This is a genomic window from bacterium, from assembly GCA_026708015.1.
GTDB lineage: Bacteria > Actinomycetota > Acidimicrobiia > Acidimicrobiales > Bin134 > Poriferisocius.
Genome location: JAPOVT010000015.1, coordinates 1 through 9,022, shown reverse-complemented (window position 1 = coordinate 9,022; position 9,022 = coordinate 1). Strand labels below are relative to the sequence as shown.

Sequence of the window (9,022 nt, the reverse complement as noted above, 5' to 3'; positions counted from 1 at the left end):
ATCGGCCGCGACGGCGGCGACTGGAGCTTCGACTTCTACATGGAGACCAAGAACATCAGTATCGCCCTCGACACCCACAGCATCCCCAAGCTGGGAGGCTGATGGATATGGGTCTCTACTACGTGCAGAAGTTCCTCTACGAGCTCAACCGCGACGAAGGAATTCAGCAGCAATACCACGCTGATCGGCGCGGCGTGCTCACCGGGTATGAGCTGACCGATGAGGAGATCGAGGCCCTGGTGGAGCCCGACATCGGGCTGTTGTTCCACCTCGGAGTGAACGGCCAGATCCTGATGCACTTCGCAGCACTGCATCAGATCGAGTGGGCCGACTACCTCCAGCGCATGAGAGACGGCATCGCCAAGCACGGCCCGGTACGCGAAGGGGTATACGCCATGACCGGCTACAAGGGAGTGGGAGAGGCCTGATGGCGCTCGTTTACGCAGGAGTTTGCAGCCATGCCCCGGGCATCACCGGACGGGCCGACCAGGCGGACACCGAAGTACGCGACTGTTTCTACGCCGCCTTTCGCCGGATGCGAGAAGACATCGAGGCCAGCGGCGCCGAAGCGCTGATCGTGATCGCCGCCGAGCATTTCGCCAACTTCTTCATGGACAACATGCCCAGCTTCGCCATCGGCATGGCCGACTTCTACGACGGACCCATCGAGGACGCCGTATGGCTGGGCATCGACAAATTCCGCGCCCCCGGCAACCGCGACCTATCACAGCGGATCATCACCGAGGTGATGCAGACCTCCGATGTCGCCTACGCCGAAGAGTGGAAGTTCGACCACGGCATCGCCGTCCCCCTCCACTTTCTGACCCCCCGATTCGATATGCCCATCATCCCGGCCAACATCAACTGCCAGGGCCCGCCGCTCACCCCCCTGCACCGGGCCTGGGCGTTCGGGGAGTCGCTACGCCGAGCCGCCGACGCCGTTCCCGAAAAAATCGCCATCGTGGGCACCGGGGGCATATCCCACTGGCCCGCCACCCCCGACTCCGGCAAGATCAACGAGGCCTGGGACCGCGACTTCCTCGACCGATGGTGTCGAAACGACCGGGACGCACTGCTCGGCTATGACGACTTGACCGTGTATGCCGACGCCGGCCAAGGAGGGTTCGAGATCAGAACATTCATCTGCATCAGCGCGGCAGCCGCAGGAGCCCCCGGCACAGTCCACTTCTGCGAACCCATCCCCATCTTCGCCGTCAGCTGCACCATCGCCAGCTACAACCTATGGGGCAACGATCCGATGCCCAAAACGCCCTGAGGGGCAGCTCACAAGTCGGCCAAAGGGGACCGATTGGTGCCGCCGAGGGTGATGCTGCCGACCGGCAGCACAGAGACTTCATGCCAGAGGCGGAGCTGTGTCTGCCCTCCGAGCTCGCCGACCATCGCTAAGAACGAGTCGAAAATGGCCAGGTGGGTTGGGTGGGAGCGGGACCAAGCTTCCAGCGACGCCAAGTCTCGGAACCAGCCGACAAAGCTCGTGGACTCCAAGTCCTCCCCGTCGAGGGTTTGCTCCCGCAGAAAGCGGCTGGATATGCAGCCGGTGTCGGGGTTTCGAGCGAGGAACTCGATCCCCGCTTCCAAGTTGGGGACTACCTGCTCGAAGTAAAGGGTTCGCTCATCTTTGCCGCAGTGATGCCAGACCTGCCCTGATCGGATAAGGCACAGGTTGGTGGGTGCCGCCGCACGGGGTTCAGAGGACAGATCTGAATCGGCGCTTGCCGGTATCCGGTCTCGAGCGGCCCCCCAATACTCGTGAACGTCAGTGTGCTCGGCTGGGCTGAGGTTACGTACTCCCGGGGTGACTTGGTCGGTGGAATGAAGCGTCTCCCAGCGATCTGAGGGAATGAACGCTGCTTCTTCAAGCACTCCTGGTAAAGCCATGACGGTCTTCACATCAGGGCGATCTCGCCATAGCCCGTAGGCGGCAGGGTCGTCCCAGTAGCCGAGAAAAACAGCAACCGGAACGTCATCGTTGACCACCCTGGCCCGCTCCAAGTGGGCAGGAGTGCTATCGCCAGAAGTCAATGCGGTCAAGAGCCCGTGGGCAGCTGAGGTCTCGCGGGGATTTCTTGCGAAGAGCATGGAATGGACGGTTGCCTCGGGGAGTCCGACTGCGGTCCATGCTGGGGCTTGTGGCGTGTGCCCTTCAGGTCTGTTGGCGGTCATGGATCCTCCTTGCATTCACCGTTCGATCCGATTGCGGGGCGAGGGGCCTCCTCAGTGTCGCCGAGATAGGCCGCTTGAAGTCGGTCAGGCTGGCGGCGCACTTCTGAGGCCCTGCCCTGGAGCGCCACCGATCCCCGAGCGAGGACGGTGGCGTGTTGGCCCAAGGCCAGTGCTCGGTCGGCGAACTGCTCTACGAGCAGCACCCCAATTCCGTCAGCAGCCATGTCGGCCACTGCGGCCAGCATCCGGTCGACGATGGCGGGCGCTAAGCCCAATGAGAGTTCGTCGATCAGCAGCACTCGGGGTTGCTGCAATAGCGCCCGCCCCAGTACGACCATTTGCTGCTCGCCTCCCGACAGGTTTGCCGCCTTGACTGTGGCGCGGCTCCGAAGCTCAGGAAACAGCTCGAATGCCTGATCCGGCCGATGCGCAGCGACGAGGAGGTTCTCCTCCACGGTGAGGTTGGGGAATACCGTCCGGCCCTGCTGCACATAGGACAATCCGAGTGCCACTCGCCGCCGCCGAGAGAACCGAGTGATATCGGCCCCGCCCATGAGCACCCGGCCTTTGCTGGTGGGGATGACGCCGCTGATGCCGTCCAACAGGGTGGACTTGCCTACCCCATTCGCGCCCAACAACACCGTCACCTCTCCCGCTTTCACCGTTAAGTCCACTCCCCGGACGACCGGCTGGCCCAGACGGTTGACTTGCAATTCCTCGACGCTCAGCGCCGCTCCTGGGGCTGGAGCTGCTGGCCGGGTCACGATGCCCGTCCCAGATAGGCGGCCACGACGTCGGGGTTGGACAAAACTTCCGAAGGGGTGCCAGCCGCTATGACCCGGCCGAAGTCCAACACGATCGCGGTGTCGCACAACGAGGCCACAACGTCCAAGTCGTGCTCGATCAACAGCACCGCGGTGTGCAGTGTGATCGGGACCTGGGCGAGGGCATCGACGAATCGCTCCCTTTCGTGTCCGGCCAGCCCGGCGACTGGCTCGTCCAACAGTACGGCTTTCGGCCGGGAGATGATCGCTCCGCAAACCTCCAAGATCCTCCGGGAACCCACATCCAAAGCGGCGACCGGAGTAGAGGCGGGCGGAAGTGAGAACCACGAGACCGCCTCTTCGACCGGCAGTCCGGACCCGGAACCGGCGAGATCCAGATAGCCGCCCACAGTCAGGTCGCGGGGGGTGAGGCCCTGCTGGAAGGTTCGCCGCATGCCCATCCGGGCTCGCTTGCGCGGGGGCAGCGAGGAAATGTCCATCCCGTCGAGGATTACCCGCCCCTGGCTGCTGGCAAGAAATCCGCTCACGATATCGACCAAAGTTGACTTGCCGGCGCCGTTCGGGCCGATCACGCCGACGAACCGCCCCTCGGTCACCGTCAAGCTGACATCGTCGAGGGCTTGGACCGCGCCATATGACACAGCAATGTTCTGGATGTCGAGCATTGGGCCGTCCCCGCGAAGTCGCGACAGCCGGCACGCCGGGAGGGGGCTGGCGGCCGTGCTGTGGTCGGGTGTTTCGCGGGGACGGCCCAGCCGGCTGATAAGGGCTCGCAGTGCGGCAGACAGGCCGCCTTCGCCCTGGCTCAGCGCCAATACGCCTCCGACGGCGAAAATCATGGGGGCGATGTCTTGGGGAAGCCCGAGATCGCTAAGGAAATTGGGAATCAGGCGGCCGAACAGCCCGGCAAGCAACGCACCCTCGAAGTGGCCAGCGCCGAACATCAGTGCCGACGTCAATATGGTCATGGACTCGATCGGCTGGAAGCTGGCTGCGCTCACGATCCCGTGAAGCGCGACCAAAAGGGCGCCTCCGAGCCCGGCAATGGCCGCGCTCACTGCGAATGCGGACAGCTTCGTCCGAACCACGCTGCGGCCCATGGCCGCGGTGGCCCGCTCGCTGCGCCTCACCGAGAACCACCACCGCCCGGTACGGGAGCGGCGCAGCACGACCACTGCCAAGCCGACAAACCCGAGTACCGCCGCGCAGAACAAGAAGAAGCCGGGTTCGCTGCTGGCGAAACCCGGGGGGCGCACCCGGTTACCCTCGATGAGGCCGGGGAAGCCGTCGGCGAATACGACCCGGGCCACTGCTGCGCTGAACACCAGGGTGAACACGGCCAAGTTGAGTCCGCGGAGGCGCAAGGCGGGGACGCCCACCAATATCCCTACGGCGAACGGGACAAGGGCGGCGAAGGGAAGCATGGCCAGATAGGGAAGCGATGTCTTCAGATTCAGCCATCCGACTGTCCATGCGCCCATTCCCGCGAACGACATTTGGCACAAAGACAAGAGCCCGGCGTTGTCGTAGATCACCCCGACGCTCACCGCTACCACTGCTGTGATGAGCGCGCTGGTGAGCAAGAACAGCCAGAACGGATTTGCCGACCCTGCTATTGCAATGGCAGCCGCGATATACAAGGCGGAAGCGGCGAGGTCGGTGCGCCGGAAACCGAATGGCGCAGACCAGGCGAAGTCAGCGCGCCGCATCCCACACCTCGTGGCGCTGAGTCCACAACAACACGACCAGCGCGATCAGAAACGGGACTGCTCCCCGGTATTCGGCCCAGGTCGACCGATAGGAAGACACTGCTTCGACGACTCCGACTAATACGCCGCCAACCAGTGCCAAAGACAGGCTTTGGAACGCCCCAATTAACGCGGCGGCCATGGCCGGGAAGATGAGAAAGCCCAAGCTGGAGAAACTCCCCGGCAAGTTTGAGGCCACCACGATCATTCCCACTGCCGACACCAAGCCGGTGAATCCCCACACCAGCGCTGTGCGGGCGAACAGCGGAACGCCGAGCAATTCGGCTACCACCGGCAGCTCTGAGATGGCTCTGACTTGTGTCCCCACTCGGGTGGATGACAGCACCCATCCCATCAGCAAGACGGTGGCCAGGGCTACGAGCAGCACGATCACCGTTCCCGCTGTTACGACAACCCCACCCACCGTGCGGGATGCGCTGGGGAAGATCACTGGCACACTGCGGGGAGTGTCGCTGAAGAAGCGGAAGCCGACGGCGAATAGCCCCACGGTGACGGCGATCATGGCGCCAGTGCGGATCGCTCCGTCGGCTTCGCTGAACAGCCGGGCGAACATCAGCCCGACTGCTACAGAGATCACCGCCGACAAGGCCACTCCCGCAGCTGCCGCGGGCAGGAAATCCCAACCGCGGCCGTATAAGACAGCGGCGAAGTAGGCACCGAACGCTCCAACGACGGCTTGGCTGAAGTTCACCACTCCGGTCATGCGGTGGAGTACGACGATGCTCACCCCGAAGATCGCGTAGGCGCCGCCCGCCGCGAGCCCGGCTACCACCAAGGTGAGCATCCGCCGCTCCCAGGAGGCCTTACCCGGGGAGGATGACCCAGTCGTCGGCCACGGTCACCCACTCACCATCTCTCAGTTCAACGAATTTGGATGCCTGGTTGGGGGCGTGGGTCTCTCCCGGGCCGAAGGTGTAGGGCGTTCCCAGCAAGGGAGTCTCGTACGGCTCCAGGGTTCGCATCGCCTCGGCAACCGACTCTCTGGTGATCTCCCCGTTGATGCCCCGCAATGCCTCGACGAAGATAGTGGCCGCGATGTAGCCCCCCTGGGCGAACGACGTGAGCGGCACCCCAGCGTCGGTCATGAGCGACCTCCAATCGTCTAAGACGGGCGAGTCCGACCCGTATGGCTCGAATTCCGAGTTGGCCCGCAGCCCATTGCCAGCGCTGCCGAGTTGAGAGGCGATCGAGTCGGTGTAATACGAGGTGAGGCCGATCCAGATTATGTCGGACAGGCTCTGGGACTCGATTGCCCGTCCCACCGCTAGGGCGTGGGGCTCGACGCCGTCGATCACCACGGCGTCGCATCCGGCATCTCGGGCTTGCAGCATGAGCGGCGTGGGGTCGTCTTCCAGCGTGGCGGCTCCGACCCTCAGGGTGAGGGTCTTGCCGGTGAGTGCTTCCCATCTCTCCACTGCGGCGTCGAATGCCGGTGCCAAATCGGGTATGACGAATAGGTTGACGTTGCAGACGTCCTCCAGTCCGAGGGTCTCGGACGCGTAGAAGAGGGACACGGTGATTCCGGCGTACGGACCGGTGTTGACCGGGGAGATATTCGACGACAAGAAGCAAAGCGGGTCTACCCCCGTGCCCTGGATCGAATAGACCCCCTTCTCAGCGTAAAAGGCCGAGTTGACCGCGCATTCCAGTGTGCTGGCCGAACCGACCATGGCAACAACATTGTCTTGCTCCACTAGCTTGCGACCCGCGGTAGCAGCGCCTTCGGGAGTCCCCGCGTCGTCTTCGACGACCAACTGGATTGGTCGCCCGTTGATTCCGCCGCCGGCGTTAACTCGGTCGAATACCGCCTTGGCCGCCACGGAGGCCTCCGGAAAGAGAGCGCCACCAGTAAGCGAGCTCACATTGCCCACCTTGATGGGCTCGCCGGTCGCTTCCACAGGCGCGTCAGCGGGAGCCTCTGTCGCAGTGGGTGCCTCGGTAGCAACGGGTGTTTCAGTTGCCGCGGGTGCCTCGGTAGCCGCGGGTGTTTCAGTTGCCGCGGACGCGGTCGGCTTGTCGGTCGCGGCCGAATCGGTGTCGTCATCGTCGTTGCCGCAGGCTGAGGCCACCAAGACAAGGGCAAGCAGCGTTGCCAGCAACACGAGCAGCTTTGAATGGTTCTTCATGAGTTCCTCCCGGAGTCAGTTGAGATGGATTGGTATTGGTCTTCGGGGTCTCCGCTTTCCTGGCCAACCTGTCCAGGGCAGGGTGCGTTGTCGTTGGTGCCGATCGTCTCCACGGCGGGTTGCGGTCGCTTGTCAAGCAGCAGCCGGGTGACATCCGGGCGCGAGTAGTGGCCGCTAGGATCAGCTGCGGCCTTGGCCAATGGGATGAGCGACAGATCAATCTCGGCGTACACAAGCCCCTCGGTGTGCTCATCGAGCAGATTGGAGATGACCTGGCCGTCGGGTGCGAAGATACGGCTGCACCCCCCGCCCCCGCCCCCCAGCAATGCGGCCTGCTCGTCCGATTGGGCGAAGAGCTCCATCCCCGCAGGCCCGGTAACCGTGGTCGCCGCGAGTACGAACGCCGATCCCTCGACCGCGTAGACCTGGGTGGCTGCCATGTTGACCTCTTCGCCCAGCGCATAGGCCCCGCCTCTGTAGAGGCAAAACGAAGGCCAGGAGGCAACATGGACCTGCTCGCCCTGGCTGTACATTGCGAACTTGGTCAGCGGCTGGAGGTGTTCCCAACAGTTGAGCGCCCCGAGTCGACCGATTCCCTCAACTTCACCGACATGCAGGTGGCTGCCGTCCCCCTCGCCGAACAGCGCCCGCTCCACATGGGTGGGCTTGAGCTTGCGGCGTGCGAACAGGACGTCTCCGGTCGCGCTAAACCCGAACTGGGCCATATAGAGCGACCCGTAATCCTTCTCGCTGGCCCCGACAACCACGTTGATCTCATTGTCGGCCGCCGCTTTCGCTAGGCGGTCGAACCCAGGGCTACCGACCACGAGGGAGTTCTCGTGATACCGGGGGACGAACTGCATACCCCACGCCTGCGGGCCCAGCCACATGAAGTGGGGATACCCAGGAATCCAGATCTCCGGGAAAGCCAAGAGCTTGGCACCGCTGGCGGCAGCCTCGGAGATCAGGGCTACCGCCTTTTCGACTCCAGCGTCGGCGTCCAGCCAACAAGGCTCAGACTGCACAGCGGCGGCAACAAACGGCTCGGGTGTAGTCATGGGTAATTCCTCCGACGTCGACAGCCCGCTCGAGGAACGCGAGCAGACCCAGTGCCCTTCATCGCGTTGAAGGTAAGCCCGCGTCCCTCGGTTTGCTTCCCTGCGAACGTGTAGTCTTTTGTCTCTAAGCGCACACTTCGGCTGAAGCGGAGGGCAGGGGACGCAGAACGTGAGCATTTCGGCCAACACCGACGATGTAGCGCCACGGGAGCGATTCGACTTCTGGCATGAAGTGATTTGCACCGCCTACGTCCGCCTGGAGTCCGAGACACTGCCGTCGGAAAATCCATTCCACGCCGAGATTGCGATGGCGAAGATGGGCCCGCTCACGCTAAGCCGGGTTCGGTCCGAACCCCACGCTGTACAACGCTCCCCTGCGCTCATCAGCGCGGAACCCCGAGACGAAGTGCTCGTGTCCGTTCAACTTCGCGGTGAAGCTGTCGTGCAGCAGGACGAGCGCCAAGCGATCTTGCGGCCCGGCGATTTCGCAATGTACGACACCACCCGCCCCTACGACCTCATCATGAGGGAGCAATTCGAGATGCTGGTGCTGCAATTCGACCGCCAATTTCTGACCGAACGCTGTCCCGCCCCCGAGCACCTAACTGCCATCCGGATGGCCAACGACAGCAAAGTGACCGCCCCCGTATCCTCCTTCCTGCGGTCGCTGGAGCCGATCGCCCTCGGCGAGGACAACGCAGTTTCCCGCCAACTCGCAACCAGCGCACTAGACCTCTTGGGAGTAGCGCTTGCCGACCAGTTCGGCAGCGACAATTCAAGGGCAAAGCACACACAGCATTTCCTCAGAGCGTGCACCTACATCAACGCATACGCATTCGACCCAGACCTCACTCCCACGAAGATCGCCTCAGCAGTGGGAATATCGGTTCGCTACCTTCACGCGATATTCAAAGAACACGGCATGACAGTCAACCGCTACCTGATCAAACGACGCCTCGCCCGATGTCACGACGACCTCTTGAGCCCCAACTTGGCAGCCCGCACAATCACCGAGATCGCTCACATGCATGGATTCAAGCTTCGGGGGTCTGTCAGTTTTTTTGTGTAACCGGTCGTGATGGTTTTCATTTGATGTGGTC

General features: G+C 63.2%; 9 protein-coding genes. 3 read left to right on the top strand and 6 right to left on the bottom strand.

All coding sequences use genetic code 11. The annotated features are described in order from the left end of the window. The first annotated feature begins 107 nt into the window (after nt 1-107). Together OXG30_03215 and OXG30_03210 are read left to right on the top strand one after the other, a co-directional pair. The gene (locus OXG30_03215) at nt 108-428 is read left to right on the top strand and encodes an aromatic ring-opening dioxygenase subunit LigA (protein ID MCY4133909.1); all 321 of its coding nucleotides are present in this window, start codon (nt 108-110) and stop codon (nt 426-428) included. Then, nucleotides 428-1,276, top strand: coding sequence for an extradiol ring-cleavage dioxygenase (locus OXG30_03210; GenBank protein ID MCY4133908.1), 849 nt, complete (start codon nt 428-430; stop codon nt 1,274-1,276). Before OXG30_03215 ends, OXG30_03210 begins: the two co-directional genes overlap by 1 nt. 8 nt (nt 1,277-1,284) lie before the next feature. Here the strand turns inward: OXG30_03210 and OXG30_03205 are convergent, their stop codons facing one another. The 6 genes from OXG30_03205 to OXG30_03180 all read right to left on the bottom strand — a co-directional run bounded on the left by OXG30_03205 (nt 1,285) and on the right by OXG30_03180 (nt 7,922). Further along, nucleotides 1,285-2,100, bottom strand: a complete 816-nt coding sequence (locus OXG30_03205; GenBank protein MCY4133907.1) for a phenylacetaldoxime dehydratase family protein — start codon at nt 2,098-2,100, stop codon at nt 1,285-1,287. Between the two features lie 80 nt (nt 2,101-2,180). Continuing rightward, nucleotides 2,181-2,948 (bottom strand): ABC transporter ATP-binding protein, encoded by a 768-nt coding sequence (locus OXG30_03200; protein MCY4133906.1) that lies wholly within the window; start codon nt 2,946-2,948, stop codon nt 2,181-2,183. After that, the gene (locus OXG30_03195; GenBank protein MCY4133905.1) at nt 2,945-4,678 is read right to left on the bottom strand and encodes an ATP-binding cassette domain-containing protein; all 1,734 of its coding nucleotides are present in this window, start codon (nt 4,676-4,678) and stop codon (nt 2,945-2,947) included. The genes OXG30_03200 and OXG30_03195 overlap by 4 nt, the downstream gene beginning before the upstream one ends. Beyond that, nucleotides 4,665-5,522 (bottom strand): branched-chain amino acid ABC transporter permease, encoded by an 858-nt coding sequence (locus tag OXG30_03190; protein ID MCY4133904.1) that lies wholly within the window; start codon nt 5,520-5,522, stop codon nt 4,665-4,667. The genes OXG30_03195 and OXG30_03190 overlap by 14 nt, the downstream gene beginning before the upstream one ends. 19 nt (nt 5,523-5,541) lie before the next feature. After that, nucleotides 5,542-6,864 (bottom strand): ABC transporter substrate-binding protein, encoded by a 1,323-nt coding sequence (locus tag OXG30_03185; GenBank protein ID MCY4133903.1) that lies wholly within the window; start codon nt 6,862-6,864, stop codon nt 5,542-5,544. Next, a complete protein-coding gene (locus tag OXG30_03180) occupies nt 6,861-7,922 on the bottom strand; it encodes a carbon-nitrogen hydrolase family protein (GenBank protein ID MCY4133902.1) in 1,062 nt (353 codons plus the stop codon). The genes OXG30_03185 and OXG30_03180 overlap by 4 nt, the downstream gene beginning before the upstream one ends. Nucleotides 7,923-8,091: 169 nt before the next feature. Between OXG30_03180 and OXG30_03175 the strand changes: the two genes are divergently transcribed. Continuing rightward, complete coding sequence (locus tag OXG30_03175; GenBank protein MCY4133901.1) at nt 8,092-8,991, top strand: helix-turn-helix domain-containing protein; 900 nt, start codon at nt 8,092-8,094, stop codon at nt 8,989-8,991. The last annotated feature ends 31 nt before the right edge of the window (nt 8,992-9,022 follow it).

Bases quoted from the DNA above. Each gene is read 5' to 3' on its own strand.
- OXG30_03215 (MCY4133909.1), top strand. From the start codon at position 108: ATGGGTCTCTACTACGTGCAGAAGTTCCTCTACGAGCTCAACCGCGAC.
- OXG30_03210 (MCY4133908.1), top strand. From the start codon at position 428: ATGGCGCTCGTTTACGCAGGAGTTTGCAGCCATGCCCCGGGCATCACC.
- OXG30_03205 (MCY4133907.1), bottom strand. From the start codon at position 2,100: ATGCTCTTCGCAAGAAATCCCCGCGAGACCTCAGCTGCCCACGGGCTC.
- OXG30_03195 (MCY4133905.1), bottom strand. From the start codon at position 4,678: ATGCGGCGCGCTGACTTCGCCTGGTCTGCGCCATTCGGTTTCCGGCGC.
- OXG30_03190 (MCY4133904.1), bottom strand. From the start codon at position 5,522: ATGCTCACCTTGGTGGTAGCCGGGCTCGCGGCGGGCGGCGCCTACGCG.
- OXG30_03185 (MCY4133903.1), bottom strand. From the start codon at position 6,864: ATGAAGAACCATTCAAAGCTGCTCGTGTTGCTGGCAACGCTGCTTGCC.
- OXG30_03180 (MCY4133902.1), bottom strand. From the start codon at position 7,922: ATGACTACACCCGAGCCGTTTGTTGCCGCCGCTGTGCAGTCTGAGCCT.